The organism is Skermania piniformis, assembly GCF_019285775.1.
GTDB classification, from domain to species: Bacteria; Actinomycetota; Actinomycetes; order Mycobacteriales; family Mycobacteriaceae; genus Skermania; species Skermania pinensis.
On sequence record NZ_CP079105.1, the window covers coordinates 2148125 to 2172840 of the forward strand.

Below are 24716 nucleotides of genomic sequence, written 5' to 3' on the forward strand. Positions count from 1 at the left end.
GGCGCATCCTTCCGCTCAGGCCCGGAACAGGGATCGGGACCGGAAGATCGAGGTGTCGAAACCGACGGTGGACGGCGCCGGGTCCAGATGATAGTTCTCGATCCGCAACACCTCGTCCCGTGAGCCGAAGATCAGCGGCACCCGTTGGTGCACCGCGGTCGGCTCGAGTTCCATCACCCGCCCACGTCCGGTCGTCGCCGCGCCGCCGGCCTGCTCGACCACGAACGCGATCGGATTGGCGCCGTACAACAGCCCGACTCGGCTCGGCCGGTCGGGATCGCGGGTGTCGTGCGGGTAGAGGTAGACACCACCCCGGGTAAGGATGTGGTAGGTATCTGCGACCAGCGATGCGACCCAGCGCATGTTGAAGTCGCGGCCCCGCGGTCCGGCCGCGCCGTCCAGACATTCCTGCACGTAACGGCGCACGGGCTGCTCCCAGAACCGCTCGTTGGCTGCGTTGATCGCAAACCCGGTGGCTCGCGCCGGAATACGCATGTCCGGGTGAGTCAGCACGAACGAACCGATTTCGTGGTCCAGGGTGAATCCGTTGACTCCCTGGCCGGTGGTCAGCACCAGGATCGTGCTCGGCCCGTAGAGCGCGAAACCGGCGCAGACCTGCGCCGTTCCCGGCTGGAGAAACTCGGTCTCGGCCGGCGGGGTAGCCCGCGGCGGATCGGGCCGGCGGAGCACGCTGAAGACGGTGCCGACCGGCAGGTTCACATCGATATTGCTCGACCCGTCGAGCGGGTCGAAGGCGAGCAGGTATTTTCCCCGCCGGTAGGTGTCCGGGATCGGGTAGACCGCCGTCGACTCCTCGGACAGGATCGCCGCGAGATGTCCGGCGGCCTCGGTCTCGTGCCGCATCGCGATGTTGCCCAACGCGTCCAGTCGTTGCGGTGCGGCGGCATCGCCGGAGCTGAGGCTGCGCAGGATCACCCCGCGGGTGACCAGGTTGGCGATGATCTTGGTTGCCGTGGCGAGCACGTTCACCAGCGCCGAGAAGTCGCCGGTCGAGTCCGGATGCCGATGCTCCTGTTCGATCATGAACCGAGTCAGCGTCTTCCGGCGATCTGGCATGAACTTGCTCCGATCAGATCGCCGGCGCGGGGGCCGGATCGAACACGCGGCTGCCGCGTACATCGGCGGCCCGTAATGTCACCAGATCATCCCTGGTCAACGGACGACCGAGGTCGACCAGGCGTTTGGCTTGACGCAGCCGGCATCGCTCCACCGCATTGCGCACGCTACGCGCATTGGCGAAACGGGGCCGGCCCATCCGCAGCTCCAGATACTCGGCGAAGGCGGTTCGCCCGGCGTCGTCGAACCGGAAGTTCTCGCCCGCCACCATCAGCTCGGAGATCTGCAGCAGCTCGTCGGCCGAGTAGTCCTCGAAGCCGATGTGGTGGGCGACCCGGGAGGACAGCCCCGGGTTCGCCGAGAAGAAGGTATCCATCCGGTCCGGGTAGCCGGCGAAGATCACCACCAGACTGGTCCGTTCGGATTCCATCTCCTGCAGCAGGATCTCGATCACCTCCTGGCCGTAGTCCCGCTCGTTCTCCGGTCGGAACAGGTAGTAGGCCTCGTCGATGAACAGGATGCCGCCGGCCGCCTTGGCGATCGCCTCCTTGGTCTTCGGCGCGGTGTGCCCGATGAACTGGCCCACCAGGTCGTCCCGGGTCACCGTGTGCACCTTGGGCTTCCGGATGTAGCCGAGCGCATGCAGCATCTCCGCCATGCGCAGCGCGACCGTGGTCTTACCGGTGCCCGGCGGACCGGTGAAACTCATGTGCATGGTCGGGCGCGACGCGGCCAGCCCGAACCGTCGCCGCGCCCGATCGATCTGCAGCAGCGCCGCGATCTCGCGCACCCGTCGCTTCACCGCGCCGAGCCCGACCAGCTCGGCGTCGAGTCGGGCCAGCGTTTCGGTGACCACGTGCGCCGCCTCGTCGGTGGCCAGGTCCAGCTCCGCGTCGTCGGGGAGCAGCGGCTCCGGCGCCGGTTCCGGGTCGGCCGACGGTTCGCCCCGGCGCGCCGGCTGCGTGCCGCGGTACATGGCGAACCCGGTGCGCTCAGCCGGCATAACGACTTCCCGCCGGAGCGCCGGTCGCGTACGACCGCAGGCTGTAGGCCTGGCGGCGGTCCGCGCCCTCGGTCCGGACCAGCTCGAACCCGGGTTCGGTGGCCGGCCGCTGCACCAGGAAGCTCAGCGCGGTGGTCTGCCGACCCAGCCGGGCATCGTAGGCGAGTACCCGCACGTAGTGATTCGGGAACGTCGAACGACAGGCGTCGATCTCGGCCAGCACCCCGTCCGGCTCGTCCAGGTCGAACAGCGGCAAGCCCCACAGCTCCCAGTAGACGTTGCGCGGGTGCGGATCGTCGGTGTACTCGATCGAGACCGGCCAGCCGTTCAACAGCGCATAGCGAACCTGGCCGGCGATCTCGTCGTCGGTGAGATCCGGTAGGTAGGAGAAGGCTCCGTGACGCAGATACATCGGTGCTCCTTGGTGCTGTCCGGCGGGACTAGTGGGTCGGGGTCGGCACGACGTCGGGTGCGTCGGTCGAGGTGTAATCGAACGTGACGTCGCCCCAGGTGGCCAGCGCGACCTCCAGCGGTGCGCTGTGCGCCGCGGCGGCGCGCAACACGTCCGGTCCCTCCCGCAGCAGGTCCCGGCCCTCGTTGCGGGCCTTCACGATCGCCTCCAACGCCACCCGATTGGCTTCCGCACCGGCCGCGATACCGAGCGGATGGCCGATCGTGCCGCCGCCGAACTGCAAGATCACGTCGTCGCCGAACAGATCGAGCAGCTGATGCATCTGGCCCGCATGGATACCGCCGGACGCAACCGGCATCACCCCGGGCATCGAGACCCAGTCCTGGTCGAAGAAGATTCCGTTGCCCGGATTGGTCGGCACGTGATCGTCACGCAGTGTGTCGTAGAAGCCGCGGGTGGTGGCGGGGTCGCCCTCCAGCTTGCCGACGACGGTGCCGGCGTGCACGTGATCCACCCCCATCAGCCGACACCACTTCCCGATCACCCGGAAGCTCACCCCGTGCGTCTTCTGCCGGGTGTAGGTGGAGTGCCCGGCCCGGTGCAGGTGCAGCAGCACCCCGTTCTCCCGGGACCAGTTCGCCATCGACTGGATCGCGGTGTAGCCGACCGTCAGGTCGATCATCACGATCACGCTGCCGAGTTCCTTGGCGAATTCCGCGCGACGGTACATCTCCTCCATCGTGCCTGCCGTCACGTTGAGGTAGTGGCCCTTGATCTCGCCGGTCTCGGCCATCGCCCGGTTCACCCCCTCCATGGCGAACAGGAACCGGTCGCGCCAGCGCATGAACGGCTGGCTGTTGATGTTCTCGTCGTCCTTGGTGAAATCCAGCCCGCCCCGGCACGCCTCGTACACCACGCGGCCGTAGTTACGTGCGGACAGTCCCAGCTTCGGCTTGATCGTCGCCCCGAGCAGCGGCCGACCGTACTTGTTGAGGAACTCCCGCTCCATCACGATGCCGTGCGCCGGACCCTGGAAGGTCTTCACATAGGCCACCGGAATGCGCATGTCCTCCAGCCGCAGCGCCTTGAGCGGCTTGAAGCCGAAGACGTTGCCGATGATCGAGCTGGTCAGGTTCGCGATCGAACCCTCCTCGAACAGGTCCAGGTCGTAGGCGATGTAGGCGAAGTACTCGCCCGGGCGGCCGGGGACCTCGTCGACCCGGTACGCCTTGGCCTGGTAATGGCTGTTCGCGGTGAGCCGATCGGTCCACACGACCGTCCAGGTGGCGGTGGACGACTCGCCGGCGACTGCGGCCGCCGCCTCGATCGGGTCGACACCGTCCTGCGGGGTCACCCGGAACACCGCCAGGATGTCGGTGTCCTTCGGCTGGTAATCCGGGTTGTAATACCCCATCGACGCGTACGACTGCACGCCGGGATCCCAACGGTCCTTCGATGTCTCGTCCGTGCGGTCGCCGGCCATGGTGTCCTCCTGCGGGGTCGGTCATCCCAGGATGCGGTAGCCGACCGCAAGCGACAATTTGAATATCTGATCGAAAGGTCAAGCTGTGAATTAACCTTCACGACCTAACCTGGATGCATTGTGCAAGCCGTCAGTGCGAATCGAATGCAGACCTTCCTCGCCGTCGCCGACCGGGCCAGCGTGCGCCGCGCCGCAGCATACCTGCATGTCACCGAGGCGGCGGTATCGGCGGCAGTGGCCCAGCTGGAGCGGCAACTGGGAGCTCGGCTGATCACTCGCTCCGGGCGTGGGATCGCGCTCACCGACGCCGGTCGGGTCTACGCCGACTATTGCCGGACCATCCTCGGTCTGATGCAGGAGGCGCAGGCCGCAGTGCGCCGGGCCGAGACCGGCCGGTTACGGATCGGGGTGGTCGCGACCGCCGCGGAATACGTGGTGTTGGCGCCGCTCGCGTCGTTTCGGCAGCGCTATCCCGACGTCGAGCTGAGCCTGTCGATCCACCCGCGCGATCTGCTGTTCGCCGAGCTACGCCACCATGAGGCCGATCTGGTGATCGCCGGCCGGCCGCCGCAGGGCACCGGATTGATCATCCGGGCCAGCCGGCCCAACCAGTTGGTCGTGGTCGGTGCGCCGGACGCCGACCCGCACACCGCAACCTGGCTGCTGCGTGGCCCCGGTTCGGGTACCCGGGACGCGACTGTCGCCTTGCTCGACCGGCTGCAGACGGCTCCGCCGACGCTGACCCTGGGCACACACGGTGCGGTGCTCGCCGCTGCCCGCGCCGGGTTGGGAGTGACGCTGGTGCACCGCGACGCGATCACCGACGACCTGGCGGCCGGGCGACTGGTGCCGATACCGATGCCCGATACCCCGATGGACCGACCGTGGCACGCGGTGACGACCGTCACCCCGCCACCGGCGGTCGTGCTGTTCCTGTCCCACCTGACCGATCCCGATCAGGTCGGCGCCGCCGCCTTCACCCCGGCCACCGGAGTCTCGCCGCGATGAGCAGCAGCGATGAGGTGCTCCAACCCGGGGCGGCCGTCGCCGATGAACGCCACCGCCCAGGACGCCACCGCAACCACCCGGTTGCGGAAGCCGACGAGGTAGAAAAGGTGCACGCCGAGCCACAGCAGCCAAGCGATCATTCCGGTCAGCCGGAACGGGCGGCCGAGGTCGGCGACCGCGGCGAACCGCTCGACCATCGCCATGCTGCCCTTGTCGTGATAGACGAACCGGGTGCCCGGGTCCAGCACCCGCCGGATCACGTCCGCGACGTGCCGCCCCGCCTGCATCGCGACCGGCGACTGCCCGGGGTAGCCGTGCAGCGCGGCCGCGTCGCCGATCAGATATATATTCGCGTAGCCGCCGACGGTCAGGTCCTGGTTCACCAACAGCCGCCCGGCCCGGTCGGTGGCACAGCCGGTGGCGTCCGCCAGGGTCCGCGCCAGCGCACCGGCCTGGACGCCGGCCGACCACACCACGGTCTCGGCCTCGATCAGGTGCTCGCGGCCCTTCTGATCGCGCACGGTCACGCCGCGGTCGTCGATGTCGGTGACCGTCGTGTTCAGCTGCACGTCGACGCCGCGGTGCGCCAGGCGCAGCTTCGCGTACGACGACAGTCGCCCGCCGAACGGCGGCAACACCAGACCGGCCGCCTCGATCAGGGTGACCTCGATCGGCCGGTCGAAGTGGCGGCGGGCCAGTTCCTCCAGCTGACCGGCCAGCTCGACCCCGGTCGGGCCGGCGCCGACGACGACGAAGCTGCGCAGCCGTCGGCGAACTTGCTCGTCATCTGTCGTGTCGGCGGCCGCGAACACTCGGGCGAGCTGGGCCCGCAACCGAAGCGCATCGTCCAGCGTCTTCAGCGCGAAGGTCCGCTCGGCGAACTCGTCCCGGCCGAAGTAGGACTGCTCCGCCCCGACCGCCACGATCAGCGACCGGTAGGCGAGCTGGTGCGCGCCGGTCGTGTCGGTGTAGGTGATCACCGACTCGTCCGGGTCGACGCCGACCACGTCGCCCAGCCGGACGTCGATACTGGGGTAGTGCCGAAGCACGTCGGCGATCGGTGCCGCGATCTCGCGTGGTTCCAGAATTCCGGTTGCCACCTGGTAGAGCAGCGGTTGGAACAGGTGCTCCGGCGTGCGGGAGATCAGCACACAGCGGATCCCGACTCGGCCGAGCCGCTTCGCCGCGGCCAGTCCGCCGAACCCTGATCCGACGATGACTACTTCGGTCCGCTCGACTCCGGTTTCGGTGCGTTGCACGGTATGCCTCCTGCCACCAACTCCACGCTTCCAACTCATGAGTTCCAACGGTCGATCGGCGCCGACCATTTCACTCTCGACCGCGCATACTTCAGATGCCAGTTATCTCGATCATCGATAGATAATCGAATGCGTGGAGTTGCGCCAGCTCAGGTACTTCGTCGCGGTCGCCGAACAGCTCAGTTTCAGCCGCGCCGCCGATCGGTGTTTTATCTCACAGTCGGCGATTTCGCATCAGATCGCTCGGCTGGAACAGGATCTCGGCGTCCAGCTGTTCGAGCGATCCACCCGTGCGGTGACCTTGACCCATCCGGGCGAGCGGCTTCTGCCGCTCGCCACACAGATGCTCGGTCTGGAGTCGGCGATCCTGGCCGAGTTACGGCCGTCCGGTCACCGGGTCCGGCTCGCTGCCAACATGAGTTTCGCGACCGCGTCGCTCGGCGCGATCGCGACGGTTCGAGCGGCCAACCCGGACGCCGAGATCGAGTTCGTGATCAAGAGTTTCCACCACCGGGTTGCGGCCGTTCGGGACGGCGACTGCGATCTGGCGTTGATTCGGGGAAACATCGACGACCCGGCGCTCCAGCTGGATCACCTGTGGACCGAAAGTCTGACGATCGCGACCGCCCGCACACATCCGCTCGCCGGGCATGACGCTGTCGACGTAGCCGACCTGGCACCGTTTCCGCTGATCCTGCCGCCGCCGCGAGAGCAGCGGCTGCTCCACGAGGTGATCGAGGCCGCATTCGCCGAGCGGGGCCGGACCCCGCTGCTCGGACCGGCTATCCCGCCCGACCACACCGCGACCCTGGAACTGATCAACCACCCGGATGCCTGGACGGTGCTGTACCCCGACGCGATACCACCGGATGGGCTGGCCCTGCTGCGCGAACGTGACCGAGGCCTGCGGATCGCGGTGTCGGCGGTCACCCGGCGGAACCGGCCGTTGTCGCCGATGGGGTCCGCGCTGATCACCGCCCTGCGCGCACGCAACGGTGCAGAACCCCGCTAGCCGGCCGGGCGCTCAGGTCGCAAATCGTTCGCCGGCGTCGACCACGTCGATCGGTTGACCCGCTCCGGTCCGTAACCGCGCGCGCCAGCCGGCGAGATCGAACGCGACCGGGTCCGTCGAGCCGATGAAATCGTCGATCACCCGGACGAACCGCTTCGGGTCGGCGTCGAACACCATGTGTCCGCCCCGCGGGAAGACCACCAGGCGGGAGCCCGGCATCGCGGCATGCGCGTTGTGTGCGTGGGACACCGGAATGATTCCGTCGTTCGCGCCCCAGATGATCTGCACCGGCAGATGCTCGTTCAGATAGCAGCGATCCAGCGTGGTCGCGCCCTGGCCGCGCCAGTCCACACTGCTCCGCAGGATGCGCATCGACGCTCGATAGGCCCCTGGATCGGCCAGGCCGGCGAGCGACGAGATGACCTTCGCCAGATCAGCCAAGATCGTCGGCGCACTGTGCCCGGTGGCTCGGTACCCGCGACTGGCCAGACCGCCGACGAAGTTCGCCGCCGGCGTGACCCCGGGAAGCCGGAACAGGCGCAACCAGTCGTGTCCGATCGGTGACGCCATCAGCCGGAGCCCAGGATGCAGGTCGGTGCCGAGACCGGCCGCGCCGACCAGTACCAGCCGGTCGACCCGCTCGGGAAATTGATACGCAAACTGCGCGACCACCGCACCACCCAACGAATGGCCCACCATGGTGGCGCGCTCCACGCCCAACACCGTCAACAGATCACGCAGGCCGTTGGCGTAGGCGGCGACCGAGTAGTCGGCGCGCGGCTTGTCGGAGAGCCCGTGGCCGAGCAGATCCGGTGCGATGACCCGATAACGACCCGCCAGCTGCGCGAAGACCGACCGCCACGTCAGTGAGCTGTCGGTGAATCCGTGCAGCAGCACGACCGGCTCGCCGGTGCCGGCGATCCGCACGGCGCGACGGTAGCCGTGCACCGTGTGGAACTCGACAGATCGGTCGATATCGGCCACTCGCGGAAACTCGAGTACCGGCGCGTCGTTCATCGTCTGCGCTCCGTTCCGGACGAGTCGGCAGCGACTCGGCGTTCGATCGAGTCTACTGCGAGCACCCCGTACTCGCTCACCGAGCGAAAGCGGACACGAATCCCGGCCAACCGAGGAAACCCGAGCCGGACACGAAGCTAACCGAAGAACTCCGAGCGGGCGGCGGTGATCCGTGCCTGAGCGGCCCGTGCACCACTGCCGCTGATCACCCCGGCGGCGCCGCCGGCGAGCATCAACGCCAGTACCCCACCGACGACGGCGAGCGGATTGGGGAGAGCGCCGGCCGCACTGGTCTCGGCGATCTCCGGTTGAGCCGCTACCACCGCCGGAGCGCCCGGCGCCGTGACCGGGCGAGCGTTCGGCGACGCCGACGCCGGCGCGTCGATCGAGGTGTCCGACACCGCAACACTGTCGGACACCGCAACACTGTCGGACACCGCAACACTGTCGGAGACCGCGGCGCTGTCGGACGCCACCGGCTCGTTCGAAGTGGTCGACCGATGGGTTGCGGCGGACCCGGCCGAGCCGGCGCTGCCGCCGACCCGCGGAGCCAGCAGGGTCGGCAGTCCGACGTCGCCGGGAAGATCCGGTCCGCCACCCCCCGGCGGCGGTGACGTCACCAGACCGGCCAGAACCGGACTCTGCACCGTCGGCGCGGCAACCTGTGACGCTGCGTCGGCAGGTGTGGCGGCGGTGGTCGGCACCGCGGCCGACGGTGGTGCGGTAACGCCGATCGATGTCGTCGGCGCGGTCACCGGGACGCTCGGCCGCGGCGAGCCGCCGCCACTCGACGAGGAGCTGTTCGCAGCCACGCCGACGTTGGTCCCGACGCCCGGTGTGGCTGCGCCGATCAGCGCGGGCACTACCGGCGACGTCGCGACGAGGGCCGCGGTTTCGATCGGCAGGGTCCCGGTCGGGGGGAGCGTGCCGGTGGTGACGGAAACGGTCGTGGTCGGCGAGATCGTCGTCGTGGGTAGGACAGTCGTGGGTGGCACAGTCGTGGGTGGGACGGTCGTTGCCGACGGTGTCTGGGGAGGGACCGAGCCCGAGCCGGCACCACCACCCCCGCCGATCGAAATTTCGACGGTCGCATCGGCCGAGATATCGGTGGGATCGGTCGACCCGCCGACCGTAGCGCCGACCGACACCGCGGTGGTGGGATCGGTCGACCCACCGACCGTCGCCGCCACCGACCCCGCTGCGGTCGGCGACTCGCTGCTGCGCGACGCGCCGGTCGGCGGATCGGCACCGTCGGTCGAGCCGGCACCAACTCCGCCGGTACCACCGCCACCGACGGACGCCCCGGCGGACACCGACGAACCCGCCTCATCGCCGGTGCTCGAGCCGCCGGTACTCGAGGCGCCGAGTGATGCGGTCGGCCGCGGGGCCCGCGACGGGCGCGAATCGGTCCCACCGGCGGCGCCGGTACCTGCCTTTTCGGTGCCGCCGTTCCCAGTCCCGCTATCGGTGTGCGTGCTCTTCGAACCGGCGGTCTTCGACCCGGTATTTTTCGAGCCGGCGCCGATACCCGAGTCGCCCGCGGAACTGTCGGTTCCGCCGACGGCTGCAGAGCCCGCTCCCTGGTCGGCGGGCGCTCCGGCGGCGCCGGGCACCGCCCCCAGCAAGGCGATGGCCGAAACCCCCGCCGCGGCTGCCAAACGCGCGGCAACCCCCCTTCGCGCGCGCACGCCCACCGTTCACCTCCATGTCGGCCGTCGGCCGGTTTCGTACTGTGTCGAGATCACCATCGTAACCATGCGCGTGGTCTGCGACTGTGGCGATGCCGGACTTGCGGTGGTGAAATGTCGCCGACCCGATTCCGACGGTCGGTGAAAAGTCCGGGAATCGGAGCCGGCCGCCGTTCGGCGGCCGGTGATCCGCGGCCGGTCAGCGTTCCATACTGCTGTCGAGCACGGCGAGCGCGTGCGCCTCACCGGCGAACCATCGAGCCAGCTCCTCGGGATTGATCTCGTTCATCCCTTTCTGGAACTCGGCCACCAAAGCGGCGATCACCGCGGTCGGACGTAGCTCTTCGGTGGGGTCCGCGATGGCGTCGAGGGAGGCCGTGACAGCGACCCCGTCCCGACGGGCGGCGTGCGCGAGAATCGACACCGCGACCTGCCGCTCTCGAAGTGAGGCTTCGTGATTGAATCGTCCGGTCATGCCGTCAGTCCTCTCTCTCGAACCCGTCACAGGTGCGACGGTGATGGATTGAACTTCGCCCGATCCGCTGGCCGGTGATGCGATCGGCGCCGGTCTCTCGATGCCCGTAGTCGGACATCGCTGTATCGACTGACCTGCACAGACTATTACGACCAACGTTGTTTTCTCGAACGAAGTGCTGCGGGACCACGCCCCCTGCGGATGCGCGACCCAGCTCGACCGGCAGGCACACTCGCCGGCCTTTCTAGCGGTCCGCTCGCGACTTCGCACAGCGCCCCATCGGCCCGTTCGGACCCGGCGACACGCGATACCCCCGAGCGCACATCGATCCTCGAGTCGACTTCGCCGACCCTCGCCGCCGCCGTAGCAACGACCCCTCGACTACAAGTCGGCAGCCGGTCCGGGCGACTTACCGCCATCGCACTGCACGCCGCAGTCGGCCGGACCAACCGGTTCGACTGCGCCATGGGCCACCTCTTGCACTCGAGCTTGCAACTATTCGCTCTGAGAAAGCAGGTTTGCTGCAAATTCGCGGCATGTCAACGTACACGCCGAGACACGCCGAACAATCGTCGCGTCATCGCATTCGCGTAAGGGGTTAGCGCAATCTACCCGTTCCAATTTTCGGACCAAAACAAACTCCAGGTCCTTTATGGCACACTGGAAAGTCCATCACGTCGGGGTGGCGGGCACGCATCGGCCAGATCGGAGCGGTATGAGGACCATGAGCGCAAACCAGCACGTAGACCCGGTTCGCGGGCCCGACGTGCAGCAGATCCGGTTCGCGATCGACGGTGTCGACTACGACATCGAGCTCGATTCGCTCGAGTCTGCTCGGTTCCGGGAACTGCTCGGTCCTTACGTCGCACGAGCCGTCGCTGCGCCCGACCGTCGTCGGCACCTGCAGGAGATCCGCCGCTGGGCGCGTGCCAACGGCCTGCCGATCTCGGCGCACGGTCGCATCCCACGTTCGGTCCAGGAGGCTTATGACACCGTCCACGACCTCTGATCGGCGGGCACCCGACCAATCCCCGTTCATCAGCCTGACCACCGACTTCGGTTCGTTCTACAGCGGAATCTGCGTGGGCGTGCTGGCCCGCCTCGCACCGGCGGCCCGAGTGCTCGTGGTCACCGCAGATCTGCCACGATTCGCGGTGACCGCCGGTGCGGTGCAGTTGCGAGCCGCCCTGCCTTACCTGCCGGTCGGGATCCATCTCGGAATCGTCGATCCGGGGGTCGGGACCGATCGGCTGCCGATCGCTATTCGATGCGCTCGGGGCGACGTGCTGATCGGACCGGACAACGGGCTGCTGGTGCCTGCGGCGCAGGTACTCGGTGGTGTGTACGAAGCCCGTGCGCTGGCCGCCCCCGACCTGCGGCTGCCGAATCCGGCGCCGACGTTCCACGGGCGGGACATCTTCGCGCCGGCCGCCGCGTATCTGGCCGACGGTGTGCCGTTGTCCCGGTTCGGCCCGTCGATCACGCCGGTCGAACTGGACCGCCCGCGCGTCGAACACGACACCTCGAAGCCGGGGGCGGTGCGTGCGGTGGTGCTGTTCGTCGATGCCTTCGGCAACCTGGTCCTGGGCGCGGAACCGGCCGACCTGGCGGCGGCGCCGGGCTCCCGGTTGCTTGTCCAGGGCCACGCAGCAACCCGAACCGACACCTTCGCCGCGGTAGCGCCCGGCGGGTACGCCGTCCTGGTCGATTCGTCGGGCTGGCTGGCCGTCGCGGTGAACCGCGGCGACGCGGCGCGGGAGCTGGGGCTGGGGCCGGGCGATCCGGTGCTGATCGAGGTCGGCAGCCCGGCGTAGCCTGCAGGGCGTGCAGCTGCCCGTGATGCCGCCGGTAAAGCCCATGCTGGCCAAGTCGACGCCGTCGGTACCGCGGGACGCCGGCCTGCGGTTTGAACCCAAGTGGGACGGATTCCGTTCGGTGGTGTTCCGGGACGGCGAGGAGGTCGAGCTCGGGTCGCGCAACGATCGACCGCTCACCCGCTACTTCCCGGAACTGGCCGAATTTCTGGCCACGGCACTGCCGCCCCGCTGCGTACTGGACGGGGAGATCGTCCTGGTCACCGAGCGCGGGCTGGACTTCGACGTGCTGCAGAATCGACTGCATCCGGCCGCGTCACGGGTTCGCAAACTTGCCGCCGAAACCCCGGCCAGCTTCGTCGCCTTCGACCTGCTGGCACTCGATGACGCCGACCTCACCGCAGCGCCGTTCGACCGGCGTCGGGAGTTGCTGGAGACGATCGTGCCGCCGGATCAGCCGAACGTGCACCTCACCCCGATCACCGACGATCCCGACCTCGCCCAGGACTGGTTCGACCGGTTCGAGGGCGCAGGCTTCGACGGTGTCATGGCCAAGGCCGCCGATCAGGTATACCTCCAGGGCAAACGGGTGATGCTCAAGATCAAGCACGAGCGGACAGCCGACTGCGTGGTGGCCGGATTCCGCTGGCACAAGGACGGCGCGGGCGTCGGCTCGCTGCTGCTGGGTCTCTACGACGACGACGGGCAACTGCACCATGTCGGCGTCGCCGCCAGCTTCACGGCGGCCCGCCGGCGCGAGTTGGTCACCGAGCTGGCGCCGTTGCGGGCCGGGGCTGCCGACGAACATCCGTGGGCGCGCTGGGCCGAGGCGGCCGAGCAGGCACGCGCCACCGGCAAGATGCCCGGCGGGCTGAGTCGCTGGTCGGGCGGCAAGGATCTGTCCTGGGAGCCGCTGCGCATCGAGCTGGTGGCCGAAGTTCGCTACGAACACGTGCAAGCCGGGCGGTTCCGGCACGGTGGCCGACTGGTCCGGTTCCGGCCGGACCGGACCGCCGCATCCTGCACCTATGCCCAGTTGGACCAGGTCGCCCCGGCGGAGCTGGGCGCGATCTTCACCGGGTCCCGATCCCGGCCAGCAGATCGGTCTCGGTGATCCCCGGACCCTGGCCGGCGCGGATGAACCACTCGGTGCCGAAAAGGTAGGCGAAGGCTTCCGGCGGAATCGACAGGAAACGCGACGACTCGCTGATCTGACTGGCGTGTGCTGCCATCGCATCCCGTTTCGCGTCCAGGTACTTCGTCACGTCGACCGACGCGGTGAGTTCCGCGGCAGGTTTGCCCATCGTCGACATCCGGGCCACTTCCTCCTCGGTCAGCTCCGTCGGTTCCATACCCAGCTCCGCCGCGGCCGCGACGCCGGCCACGAACATGTCGCGGTTCATCGTCTGCTGGAACACCCGCGGCGTCCCGGCCAGTTCGCCGGCCCGCATCCCCACCCGGTGCACCTGGATATGGTCGGGATGGCCGTAACCGCCGTTGTCGTCGTAACAGGTCAGGACGTCGGCGTTCTCCTCGGTCAAGATCGCGGCCAGCCGCTGTGCGGCCTCCTCGACCGGAGCGGTCCAGAACGAATCCGGTGCGGTGTTCGTCGGTTCGCCCATCATTCCGGAGTCGCGGTAGCCGAGAAACTCCACCCGATCGGCGCCGAGCACCTCGGCGGCGGCATGGGTCTCGGCCACCCGCCGCTGCCACAACGGCTCACCGTCGGCGAGCACGCCCTCGACGACCTCTCCCTCCTCGCCCCGGGTCGCGACCACCAGCACCACCCGATGGCCGTCCTCGTGGGCTTTGCGCATCACCCCGCCGCAGGCGATCGATTCGTCGTCGGGATGGGCATGAAAGGTCACCAAGGTCGCCATCGCGCCGACGGTACCGGGCCGGTCCGGCCCGATGCGAGAATCGGCCGGTGACGATCGACCCGGACGACCTCGCTACCTGCCTGCGGGTGCTCGATCAGGCCGCCGCACTGGCCGACGATCACCCTGATTCGGTGAGGGTGCAGCGAGCGGTCGGGCACCTGTTCAAGCGGCTCAAGCGGCGGCGCCGGCTGGCCGCGCGCGAGACGGTGGCCGCGGCCGACCGGGCGGTGGTCGCGGCCACCGCCACCGGCGCGCCGGACCGGATCGACGACGAGACAGCCGGGATTCCGTTGCGATCCACCGATCCGGGTGCCAGTGCCGGCACCTACGTTCGGCCGCGCCCGTGCTACATCTGCAAGCAGCGCTATCAACAGGTCGACGCCTTTTACCACCAACTGTGCCCGGCATGCGCGACCCGCAGTCACACCAAGCGCAACGCGCGCACCGACCTGTCCGGGCGGCGGGCACTGCTGACCGGCGGGCGAGCCAAGATCGGCATGTATATCGCGTTGCGGCTGCTCCGGGACGGCGCGGACACGACCATCACCACCCGGTTTCCACGCGACGCGGTCCGGCGGTTTGCCGCTATGCCGGACAGTGCGGACTGGCTGCACCGGCTCTGCGTGGTCGGGATCGATCTGCGCGATCCGGCTCAGGTGGTGGCGCTGGCCGACGATGTCGCCGGGCGGGGGCCCTTGGACATTCTGATCAACAACGCCGCGCAGACCGTCCGCCGCTCGCCCGGTGCCTACCGCGCGCTGGTCGAGGCGGAGGCGGCACCGTTGCCGGCCGGTGCGGTGCCGGAGCTGATCGTCTTCGGTTCCACCACCACCGAACACCCGGCCACGCTGACCGCCGGACTGCGCGCCCGGCTCACCGCGGGCGAGGTCGCCGAGCTGGCGTTGGTCGCCGGATCGGCCACGCCGGAGCGGATCGTCGCCGGTACCGCGATCGACGCCGGCGGTCTGGTGCCGGACCTGACCCACAGCAACAGCTGGGTGCAGACGGTTGCCGAGGTAGACCCCACCGAGCTGCTGGAGGTGCAGTTGTGCAACTCGACGGCGCCCTTTCTGCTGATCTCCCGGCTGCGCGCGGCGCTGGCCGCTGCACCGGCCCGACGTAAGTACGTGGTGAACGTTTCGGCGATGGAGGGTCAATTCGGCCGGGGTTACAAGGGCCCGGGTCATCCGCACACCAACATGGCCAAAGCGGCGCTGAACATGCTCACCCGGACCAGTGCCGCCGAGTTACGCGAGCGGGACCGCATCTTGATGACCGCGGTCGACACCGGCTGGATCACCGACGAACGCCCGCACTACACCAAGCTCCGCCTGGCCGAGGAGGGTTTCCACGCGCCGCTCGACCTGGTGGACGGCGCGGCGCGGGTCTACGACCCGATCGTGCAGGGTGAGGCCGGCACCGACCTGTTCGGGTGTTTTCTGAAGGATTACGCTCCCGCGCCATGGTAGCGGCCGCGGTATCGTCGCCGCATGGGCGAAGCCGTCACGTCCCGGAAGTTCACCCGCCGCGACCGGCAGCAGTTCCGCGGCAAGGTCCGCGAATGCCTCGACGCGCTCGGCAGCATGCTCGCGGATGGCCGATTCGCCGTTGCCGAACCCCGGATCGGGATGGAGATCGAGCTCAACCTGGTCGACGACGCGATGCAGCCGGCGATGGCCAACGCCGAGGTGCTCACCGCGATCGGCCATCCGGCCGGCGGCGACTACACGTATCAAACCGAACTGGGTCAGTTCAATATCGAGATCAACGTGGCGCCGGAACCACTGCGCGGCACTCACCTGACCGAACTGGAAGGCGCGCTACGTGATTCGCTGAATCGCGCGAACGACCGGGCGACCGGCGTCGGCTGCGGTCTGGCGATGATCGGCATGCTGCCGACGCTGCGGGAGAATCACTTCGATCAGCGGTGGGTGTCGGCCGATCCGCGGTACGCGCTGCTCGGCGAACAGATCTTCGCCGCGCGTGGCGAGGATATCGAGCTGCAGATCGGCGGTATCGCACTGCCCGGCAGCGATCGGCGCGACCAACTGGATCTCATCTGCGACACGATCCTGCCCGAGGCGGCCTGCACCTCGGTGCAGCTGCACCTGCAGGTCGCGCCGGACGCCTTCGCCGCGCATTGGAATGCCGCCCAGGCATTGGCGGGCGTGCAGGTGGCGTTGGCCGCGAACTCGCCGTTCTTCGCAGGCCGAGCACTCTGGCACGAGACCCGGATCCCGCTGTTCGAGCAGGCCACCGACACTCGCCCGTACGAGCTGCGGAGCCAGGGAGTGCGGCCTCGGGTCTGGTTCGGCGAGCGCTGGGTGACCTCGATCTTCGATCTGTTCGAGGAGAATTCGCAGTACTTCCCCGCGCTGCTGCCGGTGTGTTCCGACGAGGATCCGCAGGCGATGCTGGCGCGCGGCCAGGTGCCGGCGCTGCCTGAGCTACGGCTGCACAACGGCACCGTCTATCGCTGGAACCGGCCGATCTACGACGTGGTGGACGGCCGACATCACCTGCGCCTGGAGAACCGGGTGCTGCCGGCCGGTCCGAGCATCGTCGACGTGCTGGCCGACGCTGCGTTCTATTACGGTGCGGTGCAAGCCTTGTCCACGGCCGAACGGCCGCTGTGGACCCGGATGACGTTCGACGCGGCCGCGGAGAACCTCCGCGCGGCCGCGCGGGACGGGATCGACGCCCGGCTGTACTGGCCGGAAATCGGCTGGGTCTCGCCGTCGGAGCTGGTGCTGCGGCGGTTGCTGCCGTTGGCCGACGCCGGCCTGGCCGCGCACGGCGTGGCTGCGGCCGTGCGCGACCGCTATCTCGGCGTCATCGAGGGCCGTTGCCTGACCGGGCGGAACGGCGCGGTGTGGCAGCGGGCCGCCGTTGCCGCCCGGGAACGGTGCGGCGACGATCGCGGCACGGCCCTGGCCGGGATGCTCGGCGACTACCTCGACCGGATGCACGCCGGCCCACCGGTGCACACCTGGACCTGGTGACGGGCTCGAGCCGAGGCACACTGGACCGGTGCTGTACCGACTCCTCGCCGACGCCACGGTGCTCCTGCATCTGGCGTTCGTGACCTACGTCGTGGTCGGCGGGTTCCTCGCCTGGCGGTGGCGGCGCACGATCGGCTGGCATCTGGCTGCGGCGGGATGGGGCATCCTCGCGGTCGGCGTCGGGATTACCTGCCCGCTGACGCTGCTGGAGAACTGGGCTCGGCACCGGGCCGGCCAAGCGGGACTGCCGCCCAGCGGTTTCATCGACCACTATCTGACCGGGGTGATCTACCCCGAGCACGCGCTCGGACTGGTCCGGTTGCTGGTGCTCACCGCGATCCTCGGCTCTTGGCTCGGTTACCTGTTGCTCGGCCGGCGCCGCGCCCCGGCCCACGACTTCTCGCACACCCCCTGACGATTCGCACCGAAAGCGGTACCGCACCGGACGTAACTGTGGCTACCGATCCGCCGCGCCGGTAAGCGAAGATGCAGGGGTGTTACCTGCAGTACCTCTGATGGTCGACGTGGACACCGGGATCGACGATGCGCTGGCATTGCTGTTGCTGCTGGCCAGCCCCGAAGCGCATATTCTCGGCATCGCATCCACGGCCGGTAACGTCACGGCCGAGCAGGTCGCCGCGAACAACCTCGCCCTCCTCGATCTGTGTCGAGCCCGCGACATCGAGGTGGCGCTGGGATCGGCCGCTCCCCTGGCGACGCCGCTGCAGACCACCGAGGACACCCACGGTCCGCGGGGGCTCGGCTACGCCGGCCTGCCCCGATCGCGGCGCCCGTTGTCGTCGCGTACCGCGGCGCAGCTGTGGATCGACACCGCCCGCAACCGCCCCGGCGAGGTGGTCGGGCTGTGCACCGGTCCGCTGACCAACCTGGCCTTGGCGCTCCGTGCCGAGCCGGCTTTGCCGCGGCTGTTGGGCCGACTGGTCGTGATGGGCGGCTCGTTCGACCATCCGGGCAACACCACGCCGGTTGCCGAATGGAACGTGCACGTCGACCCGGAGGCCGCGCAGCAGGTGTTCGCTGCGTTCGCCGACGCGCCCCGGCGGCCGCTGGTATGCGGGCTGAACCTGACCGAGTCGATCGAGATGCACCCCAGCCATCTGGCCCGGATCGCCGCGACGGCCCGCAGCCAGCCGGTGGAATATCCGACGCCGGACGATCCGCCGGGCGAGCGGTCCGCCGCGACCAACCCGATCGTGCGGATGCTGTCCGACGCGGTGCGGTTCTATCTGGAGTTTCATCGCGATCACGGACAGGGCTACCTCGCGCACATGCACGATCCGTTCGCCGCCGCGGTCGCGCTCGATCCCTCGATCGTCGAGCTGCGACCGGCGACGATCGACGTCGAACTCACCGGCACCCTGACCCGCGGGATGACGGTGGTCGACCACGCCGGCCGGTGGGGCAGACCACCGAACGTCGACCTCGCCGTCTACACCGACCCGGACGCCTTCTTCGACCGGCTGATCGAGCGGGTCGGGAGCTATGCCGCTCGGGTCTACCCGCCCGAATTGTCGTAGTTACGCGGCAGGAGGGCGCCGTCTGAGCGGCGCCCAGATCCGTCAGAGTGACTACTCCGTCGAATTTAGGTATTTGTTGGTAGAGAAAATTTCTTTGTCGCGAGGTCCAGCGCGCAGTGTATTGTCGTGGCGCGTAGAATCTCCGGCGATAAGTCATCAATGGATTCGATATCTGGACGCACGAGAACTGTCCGCATCCCTAGGTTATGAGCAACTTTAACGTTGCTCGGATTGTCATCAAGAAAAATCATTTGTTCGAATCTACGCCCTAGACGTTTACTCAACATCAGGAAAGAAGTACTACTTGGCTTAGGTGCCCGTGGAAAGTCTTCGATGGTGACAACCTGGTCAATCATGGTCGCAACGCCTAGCATCATAAGCACTTTTACAACGTGCTTATATGGTGCATTAGTAAATACGATACGAGGAAGGGCTATTGCCTCCAGCTTTGACAGTAATTTTTCGTCTGAATGCAGAACTTCTTCATACTGCAACTCGTGAGCATACTTGAGCGCTTCCGTGAAGTCGACCCCCCACTCGGCTTGCAACCCGCAGGATACCAAGCCGTACTTGGTCAGGAGGCGATCGTACTCAACCAAGGCAGCCGTTCTATCCATACTTGTTTTCATCATCAGAAAATCAAGGATCCGCCTATCCATCACCTCAATAAGCCCCAACTCACGACCGTAAAGTGTTCCGTCCAGATCCAGGACAAGAACATCCGACGATCTGCTGTCCGGATCGGCTGTGCGGCGGCAAATTTCAGATCGATTGGATTCAAGCCAGTCCATCGCCGGGTAGCTGGTCCAGAATAGCGGAGTAGACAACTTCTCAGCTCTTGCTGTCAGCGCGATCCGCGCAGACGACGAAGACAACAAGCGCCAATCACTGTCGTTGGTATTGAAATACACCCGATCGGTTGAGCTAGTCCAATCATCTCCACACATTTTCATTCCGACCAGCTTTCCGAGATGACGTCTGTCTCATCCAGGTAGTAGAAGTCACCGCCGACAACAACATCCACAAAGTTCCGAGCCATCACGAGAATTATAATATAATCTTTCAGCGGGACTTGCGGAAGAATCGGCCTTATTGCTAGCACCGATACCAGACCCGCCTGACGAAGCCGAGCTAATAGCCCGACCCGCGATATCGGGGACGGGATTGGCCTCAGTTCAAGAGCGAATATGCCTAGCTGAGATATGCAGACACACCCAATAAGAAGACGGCCACTTGCCCTCAGATTCGAGGCTACACGCGACAGGCGTCCAATGCTCTCTTCTGTAATATCGGCACGAGTTGTGAATAATATGTCGACCTGAAGATCCGCTAGCATTTCTGGCAGATAAATTGCCGCGTCTTGCCTCGTTGACGCGAACGAATCTGTATCGCCCGATATGTAGACAACGGAGTATTCGGTACGGTGCGCCCATAGAAAACGAAGGATTTCAGCAATTTCCAGCGTTGGATAGCCCGCGTAAGCAGCATGCACGTAGCAGAAAGGGCAGCTATAGGCACAGTATTCGTCGTAGACAACGGCCCGGGACTAACCATCGCTCGACGACCGTCTATAAGGAAGCTAGGCTCCATTGTCGGCTCGCCCACGTTTTCCCGTACTTAGGCCCCAGGGGAGATAAAAATCAGGATTCTCGCTGGTATACCAATAGTAGTCGGGGGCTTGTCCGATGGTTATTGCGTGCTCGGTAACAAATAGGGCGGCAGTTTTTATATTTTCTCTAGGTATCCCTTGAGCTGTCAGAGAATCAATGAGGCGCTGTTTCGACTCACCGCTAATAACAACGTCTTCCAATACTAGCACTCGTTCGGCGCCGGCAGACGGCAGGTCCGCCGGAATAAATGTCTCCCACCGAACCGTGGTGTACCGCTCGCTATATATTGGAACTGAAGTGAACTCGCCCAGCCGACTCTTAGATACCCCGACATACGTCGGAATGAAACGGTCCGTGTTGGTGAGGTATAGGTTCGCGACGACTCCTACCGAGCCGCCTGATGAAGAAACGATCAGATCTGGGCTGTATCTCTTTTCGATCTCCTCAGTAAAGTGCTTCATTCCGACGTCGATATCGCTCCAACTGTACGTCCGAACCTTTTGAGCTAGCTTCCGATTCTCAATTCCGAAGTAGATGCTGAGGAAGATTCCAAAAATACCGACAGCAAACGAGATTACATTTAATATATCGAGGTTTTTCAATTCTCCCTAGTTTCAACCTTACGCCCGCTATCGTCAACTAGCTGGCTACTGTTCCGGTAGTTCCGTTGGCCCTTGACTAACATTCGGCCTTCCATAGTCCACGATTGTAGTAGTTATCTCACGCCAGCCGAGGGCGGTGTCATAGCGTCGTAGCAACGAGTCGTTGAGGAAAGGCTGGGTTGCTGTGGCGCGCAGGATGTTGACGTTCGCGGATCAGGCTGACATCGCGGTCGGGATCGAGTCGGGACTCTCCGACGCCGAGATCGCGAAGAAGATCGATCGGAACCGCACCATCGTGTGGCGCGAACGACGCTGGCAGGTCCCCGACAACTGGTCCACCGGTAGTAGAGCCAGGTTGATTTGGTACCGGTTTCAGTTGATCTCGCAGGCCACGGGTGTGTGGGTGTGCCGGCAGGCGGCAGCGTACTCGGCAGGGGTCAGGTAGCCCAGCGCCGAGTGACGATGCCGCGTGTTGTGCTCGGTCGTGAAGTCGCCGATCACGACACGGGCTTCGAGCAGACTGGTCCAGTGGTTACGGTTGAAGCATTCCCGGCGCAGCCGGTTGTCGAAACGACTCGATGTGCCCGTTGTTCCACGGCGTTCCGGGTGGAATGTAGGCCAGGCCGACCTTCCCGGCGCAGAACGATTGCAGTGCTTGTGATATCAGCTCGGGACCGTTGTCGAGCCGGAGGATCGTCGGTGGGCCGCCCGCCCGGGTGAACACCCGGTCGAGCTCATCGACGAGCTTCTCGGCGGTGATGCTGCGCTCGACCAGGTGCAGCAGGGATTCGCGGGTGTATTCGTCGATCATCGACGCGATCGTGATCGCGGTGCCGTCGATCGTGGAGTCGAACTGGAAATCGATCGCCCACACCACCCGCGGGGCGTCGGCCTCGACCTGGGGCGCCGTCGAGATCCCCGCCCGTTTGCGCGGGGACCGGGCACGCGCCTGCAGACCTTCCTCACGCCAAAGCCGGTGAATCTTCTTCTTGTTGATCTGCGCGCCTTCCTCATGCCGCAGCACCGCCCACGCACGCCGGAACCCATGACACGGGTGTTTCGTGGCGTAACCGCGCAGCCAGGCCCGCAGATCCGCGTCCGGGTCCGCCGGCGTCTGCGCGAGCGGGATCCTGCGGTAGGCGGAACGGGCAAGCCCGACCGCTTTACACGCCAACCGCTCCGACATGCCCAACACCTCGGTGAGCATGTCCACGGCGCGGCGTTTCGCGGCCGGGCTCAGAATTTTCCCTTCGCCACCTCGCGCAACGCGTCCTTCTCCAACTCGGCCTCGGCCAACAACCGCTTCAACCGCGTGTTCTGCTCACGCAGCTCTTTGAGCTCTTTCGCGGCGTCGGTGTCCATCCCGCCCTAGGCGCGGCGCCAGTTGTACAACGTCGCCGCCGACACCCCCACCTCGGCCGCGACCTGTTCACCGGTGCTGCCCGCCGCGGCGAGTTCATCCGCCCGCCGCAACTTCCGCACGATCTCCTCCGCGGAATGCCGTTTCCGACCAGCCATGTCTTCATCGTCCCTTCCACCCGCGATTCGCGGGCTACAAGACTCTAAAACCAGACGGACTCATTCACAGGGGACATGCCACCCGGACTACCGAGAACCATTTTCACGGCCTCGTCCTTGCACTCCGACGAGAACTTCCTACGCGCTGCGCTCCCACAATATTTCCCTCTCCCATTTCTGTAACCCCCCTACGAGGGATCACTATCCGGAGGAATGAGGTTCCCCAGAAAAAGTGGACACGGTTAGCTTGATTGCCGACTTGTACGCGAGGTGATCTCGAAGTCGATCGGCGAGACCATCCCCAGCGAACTGTGTCTCCTGTCATTATTGTAGAATCGGATGTACTTGCCAAGTCCTGCAAGCAAACTCGCGTATGTGGTGAACGCGTGACGCTTGTAGTACTCGTGCTCGACCGTCGACCACAACGACTCGGCGCCGGCGTTGTCCCAGCAGATACCGGTAGCGCCCATGGACCGGCGCAAGCCATGACCGGAGCAGGCCTTCGCCATGTCGTGGCTGGTGTACCGGCTGCCCCGGTCCGAGTGCAGGATGGTGCCGGTCACCGACCCGCCACGCACGGTCACCGCGGCCTCGACGGCAGCGGTGACGAGTTCGGTGCGCATGTGCTCGGCCAGTGACCAGCCCAGCACCCGCCGCGAATGCTCGTCCCGGATCGCGCACCAGTAGGCGTCTCCTTCGCCGCAGGTCAGGTACGTGATATCCGAGGTCCACACGGCGTCGAGGCGACCCCGGTCGAAGGACCGTCCGACCCGGTCCGGCGGGAACGACGCGGTTGGGTCCACCACCGTGGTCCTGACCTTGAAGGTTCGCGGGCTGATCCCTTCGATCCCCATCTCGGCCATGATCTCGGCGACAGTGTTGGCCGACACCCGCTCGCCCTCGGCGTGCAGATCGGCGGTGATCCGGGGCGACCCGTACGTGCGGCGCGACGCCTGCCAATGCGCCAGGATCTTCACCTCGAGATCACGGCGCCGCTGCCGGCGCGGCGACACCTCGCCACGACGACGCCGCGCCGCCCACGCGTCATAGCCCGATCGTGAGACACCGAGCAGAGCAGTGAGTATCGAGATGTCGTGGTCGGCGCACTCCGCGGCGACGAGCTCGTAACGACTCACCGGTGTTGCTGTGCCGCAAAGTACGCCGAGACTTTTTTTCAGGAACGCGATGTCGCCGTCCTTCTCGGCCACTTCGGCGCGTAGCCGAGTCAGCTCGGCACGCTCGTGCTCGGCGAGCCCCTCATCCGGCGGAACACCGCGCGCAGCAGCTACGGCCCCCTCCCGAAGCCGTTCAGCACGAACCCATTTCCCCAACAGACTCTCGTGCACACGCAGCTCGCGTGCCACCTCGGTGACCGACCGGCCACCATCGATCACCCGACGAGCAGCCTCCACCTTGAACTCAGGCGTAAACAACCGACGTGTCCTGGACACCTCGACATCCTCCCAGCCGGAACCTTCGTCCCGCTATCTCGGGTGTCCACCCAAACTGGGGAGGCTCAGAAACAGGGCACCTCAGGTCCGCGGGGGTCTCCGCGAGCGGGTCCTACGGTAGGTGGAACGGGCCAGCCCGACCGCCCTGCACGCCAACCGCTCCGACATGCCCAACACCTCGGTGAGCATGTCCACGGCGCGGCGCTCGGCGGCCGGGCTCAGAATTTTCCCTTCGCCACCTCCCGCAACGCGTCCTTCTCCAACTCGGCCTCGGCCAACAACCGCTTCAACCGCGTGTTCTGATCACGCAACTCCTTCAGTGGCTCTTCGCAGTTAGCAGTGGCACTGGTGGGTGCTGATTGGCGCTCTGAAGTGCCCCGGGCTGGTGGTCGCCGTGACCAGCCGGACACCGTCGTCGAGGCGCTCGACTCCGGCCACGTCGATACCGTCGAGATCGAGAAGCAGTGAACTACCGTGGACCATGCTCGCGTCCTTCGTGCCTGGATGCCTGAGAACACCCAGCTCACAAGGACGCGAGCCCTCGATCAACAACCGACACGACACCAGGCCGGAACCACCCCGCACCTACCACTGCGAAGAGCCCCTTCAGTTCCTTCGCGGCGTCGGTGTCCATCCCGCCGTAGGCGCGGCGCCAGTTGTACAACGTCGCCGCCGACACCCCCACCTCGGCCGCGACCTGTTCACCGGTGCTGCCGGCAGCGGCGAGTTCGTCCGCCCGCCGCAACTTCCGCACGATCTCCTCCGCGGAATGCCGATTCCGACCAGCCATGTCTTCATCGTCCCTTCCACCCGTGATTTGCGGGCTACAAGACTCTAAAACCAGACGGACTCATTCACAGGGGACAC

The 24716-nt window shown here is 66.5% G+C and carries 24 protein-coding genes and 3 pseudogenes; 11 read left to right on the forward strand and 16 right to left on the reverse strand.

The genetic code is table 11. The annotated features are described in order from the left end of the window. Positions 1 to 15 precede the first annotated feature (15 nt). From KV203_RS09985 to KV203_RS10000, 4 genes are read right to left on the reverse strand one after another with little or no spacing between them, the layout of a single operon-like run. Positions 16 to 1077 (reverse strand): class 1 fructose-bisphosphatase, encoded by a 1062-nt coding sequence (locus KV203_RS09985; protein ID WP_066470154.1) that lies wholly within the window; start codon positions 1075 to 1077, stop codon positions 16 to 18. A gap of 13 nt (positions 1078 to 1090) precedes the next feature. Next, positions 1091 to 2080, reverse strand: a complete 990-nt coding sequence (locus KV203_RS09990; RefSeq protein ID WP_066469891.1) for an AAA family ATPase — start codon at positions 2078 to 2080, stop codon at positions 1091 to 1093. Then, positions 2070 to 2492 carry a ribulose bisphosphate carboxylase small subunit gene (locus KV203_RS09995; RefSeq protein WP_066469889.1) on the reverse strand — a complete coding sequence of 141 codons (423 nt, stop codon included), beginning with the start codon at positions 2490 to 2492 and terminating at the stop codon, positions 2070 to 2072. Before KV203_RS09995 ends, KV203_RS09990 begins: the two co-directional genes overlap by 11 nt. A 28-nt stretch (positions 2493 to 2520) precedes the next feature. Continuing rightward, positions 2521 to 3975 (reverse strand): form I ribulose bisphosphate carboxylase large subunit, encoded by a 1455-nt coding sequence (locus KV203_RS10000; protein ID WP_066469884.1) that lies wholly within the window; start codon positions 3973 to 3975, stop codon positions 2521 to 2523. Between the two features lie 120 nt (positions 3976 to 4095). Between KV203_RS10000 and KV203_RS10005 the strand changes: the two genes are divergently transcribed. Further along, on the forward strand, positions 4096 to 4983 hold the full coding sequence (locus tag KV203_RS10005; RefSeq protein ID WP_246600105.1) for a LysR family transcriptional regulator: 888 nt from the start codon (positions 4096 to 4098) through the stop codon (positions 4981 to 4983). Here the strand turns inward: KV203_RS10005 and KV203_RS10010 are convergent. Then, positions 4932 to 6242, reverse strand: coding sequence for an NAD(P)/FAD-dependent oxidoreductase (locus tag KV203_RS10010; RefSeq protein ID WP_246600106.1), 1311 nt, complete (start codon positions 6240 to 6242; stop codon positions 4932 to 4934). The two genes, KV203_RS10005 and KV203_RS10010, sit on opposite strands and share 52 nt — an antisense overlap. Positions 6243 to 6375: 133 nt before the next feature. Between KV203_RS10010 and KV203_RS10015 the strand changes: the two genes are divergently transcribed. Then, the gene (locus tag KV203_RS10015) at positions 6376 to 7254 is read left to right on the forward strand and encodes a LysR family transcriptional regulator (RefSeq protein WP_066469881.1); all 879 of its coding nucleotides are present in this window, start codon (positions 6376 to 6378) and stop codon (positions 7252 to 7254) included. Positions 7255 to 7266: 12 nt separating this feature from the next. Here the strand turns inward: KV203_RS10015 and KV203_RS10020 are convergent, their stop codons facing one another. Both KV203_RS10020 and KV203_RS10025 read right to left on the reverse strand, forming a co-directional pair. Continuing rightward, positions 7267 to 8271 carry an alpha/beta fold hydrolase gene (locus KV203_RS10020; RefSeq protein ID WP_066469879.1) on the reverse strand — a complete coding sequence of 335 codons (1005 nt, stop codon included), beginning with the start codon at positions 8269 to 8271 and terminating at the stop codon, positions 7267 to 7269. Positions 8272 to 8408: 137 nt separating this feature from the next. Next, positions 8409 to 8975, reverse strand: a complete 567-nt coding sequence (locus KV203_RS10025; protein WP_066469877.1) for a hypothetical protein — start codon at positions 8973 to 8975, stop codon at positions 8409 to 8411. Here KV203_RS10025 and KV203_RS10030 point away from each other — a divergent pair. Continuing rightward, positions 8965 to 10104, forward strand: coding sequence for a hypothetical protein (locus KV203_RS10030; RefSeq protein ID WP_066469871.1), 1140 nt, complete (start codon positions 8965 to 8967; stop codon positions 10102 to 10104). The two genes, KV203_RS10025 and KV203_RS10030, sit on opposite strands and share 11 nt — an antisense overlap. Before the next feature lie 54 nt (positions 10105 to 10158). On the opposite strand, the gene KV203_RS10035 is transcribed toward KV203_RS10030, so the two are convergent. After that, the gene (locus KV203_RS10035) at positions 10159 to 10434 is read right to left on the reverse strand and encodes a hypothetical protein (protein WP_066469870.1); all 276 of its coding nucleotides are present in this window, start codon (positions 10432 to 10434) and stop codon (positions 10159 to 10161) included. Between the two features lie 724 nt (positions 10435 to 11158). On the opposite strand from KV203_RS10035, the gene KV203_RS10040 reads away from it, so the two are divergent. The 3 genes from KV203_RS10040 to KV203_RS10050 are packed head-to-tail and all read left to right on the forward strand — an operon-like array spanning position 11159 to position 13362. Beyond that, positions 11159 to 11443 carry an Lsr2 family DNA-binding protein gene (locus KV203_RS10040; RefSeq protein ID WP_066469869.1) on the forward strand — a complete coding sequence of 95 codons (285 nt, stop codon included), beginning with the start codon at positions 11159 to 11161 and terminating at the stop codon, positions 11441 to 11443. Next, positions 11421 to 12248, forward strand: a complete 828-nt coding sequence (locus tag KV203_RS10045; protein ID WP_066469868.1) for an SAM hydrolase/SAM-dependent halogenase family protein — start codon at positions 11421 to 11423, stop codon at positions 12246 to 12248. Before KV203_RS10040 ends, KV203_RS10045 begins: the two co-directional genes overlap by 23 nt. 10 nt (positions 12249 to 12258) lie before the next feature. Next, on the forward strand, positions 12259 to 13362 hold the full coding sequence (locus tag KV203_RS10050) for an ATP-dependent DNA ligase (RefSeq protein WP_217995966.1): 1104 nt from the start codon (positions 12259 to 12261) through the stop codon (positions 13360 to 13362). Here the strand turns inward: KV203_RS10050 and KV203_RS10055 are convergent. Next, entirely contained in the window at positions 13322 to 14128 is an 807-nt protein-coding gene (locus tag KV203_RS10055; RefSeq protein ID WP_066469864.1) for a PIG-L family deacetylase, read from the reverse strand. The two genes, KV203_RS10050 and KV203_RS10055, sit on opposite strands and share 41 nt — an antisense overlap. A gap of 47 nt (positions 14129 to 14175) precedes the next feature. On the opposite strand from KV203_RS10055, the gene KV203_RS10060 reads away from it, so the two are divergent. From KV203_RS10060 to KV203_RS10075, 4 genes are all read left to right on the forward strand, one after another. After that, positions 14176 to 15597, forward strand: a complete 1422-nt coding sequence (locus tag KV203_RS10060; RefSeq protein ID WP_066469861.1) for an SDR family NAD(P)-dependent oxidoreductase — start codon at positions 14176 to 14178, stop codon at positions 15595 to 15597. Positions 15598 to 15618: 21 nt separating this feature from the next. Then, entirely contained in the window at positions 15619 to 17130 is a 1512-nt protein-coding gene (locus KV203_RS10065) for a glutamate-cysteine ligase family protein (protein WP_066469860.1), read from the forward strand. A 28-nt stretch (positions 17131 to 17158) separates the two neighbouring features. Next, complete coding sequence (locus KV203_RS10070) at positions 17159 to 17545, forward strand: DUF2784 domain-containing protein (protein WP_066469857.1); 387 nt, start codon at positions 17159 to 17161, stop codon at positions 17543 to 17545. 100 nt (positions 17546 to 17645) lie between these two features. Next, the gene (locus KV203_RS10075; RefSeq protein ID WP_066469839.1) at positions 17646 to 18668 is read left to right on the forward strand and encodes a nucleoside hydrolase; all 1023 of its coding nucleotides are present in this window, start codon (positions 17646 to 17648) and stop codon (positions 18666 to 18668) included. Positions 18669 to 18733: 65 nt separating this feature from the next. Here the strand turns inward: KV203_RS10075 and KV203_RS10080 are convergent, their stop codons facing one another. Together KV203_RS10080 and KV203_RS10085 are read right to left on the reverse strand one after the other, a co-directional pair. Further along, complete coding sequence (locus KV203_RS10080) at positions 18734 to 19579, reverse strand: HAD-IA family hydrolase (protein ID WP_169797495.1); 846 nt, start codon at positions 19577 to 19579, stop codon at positions 18734 to 18736. A gap of 668 nt (positions 19580 to 20247) precedes the next feature. Further along, positions 20248 to 20880, reverse strand: a complete 633-nt coding sequence (locus tag KV203_RS10085) for a hypothetical protein (RefSeq protein WP_157079783.1) — start codon at positions 20878 to 20880, stop codon at positions 20248 to 20250. Positions 20881 to 21076: 196 nt separating this feature from the next. Between KV203_RS10085 and KV203_RS10090 the strand changes: the two genes are divergently transcribed. Next, the gene (locus KV203_RS10090) at positions 21077 to 21325 is read left to right on the forward strand and encodes a helix-turn-helix domain-containing protein (RefSeq protein WP_218820982.1); all 249 of its coding nucleotides are present in this window, start codon (positions 21077 to 21079) and stop codon (positions 21323 to 21325) included. Here the strand turns inward: KV203_RS10090 and KV203_RS10095 are convergent. From KV203_RS10095 to KV203_RS10105, 5 genes and pseudogenes are all read right to left on the reverse strand, one after another. Continuing rightward, positions 21253 to 22398 (reverse strand): annotated as a pseudogene (locus tag KV203_RS10095) (IS3 family transposase). The gene KV203_RS10090 and the pseudogene KV203_RS10095 sit on opposite strands and share 73 nt — an antisense overlap. Positions 22399 to 22640: 242 nt before the next feature. Next, complete coding sequence (locus KV203_RS10100; protein WP_083530014.1) at positions 22641 to 23849, reverse strand: IS3 family transposase; 1209 nt, start codon at positions 23847 to 23849, stop codon at positions 22641 to 22643. Positions 23850 to 23960: 111 nt separating this feature from the next. Then, positions 23961 to 24169 (reverse strand): annotated as a pseudogene (locus tag KV203_RS19595) (IS3 family transposase); the annotation flags it as partial. 58 nt (positions 24170 to 24227) lie between these two features. After that, a pseudogene (locus KV203_RS19600) lies at positions 24228 to 24376 on the reverse strand (ISL3 family transposase); the annotation flags it as partial. Then, positions 24373 to 24639 carry a transposase gene (locus tag KV203_RS10105; RefSeq protein WP_083530013.1) on the reverse strand — a complete coding sequence of 89 codons (267 nt, stop codon included), beginning with the start codon at positions 24637 to 24639 and terminating at the stop codon, positions 24373 to 24375. The gene KV203_RS10105 and the pseudogene KV203_RS19600, both read right to left, overlap by 4 nt. Positions 24640 to 24716 lie beyond the last annotated feature (77 nt).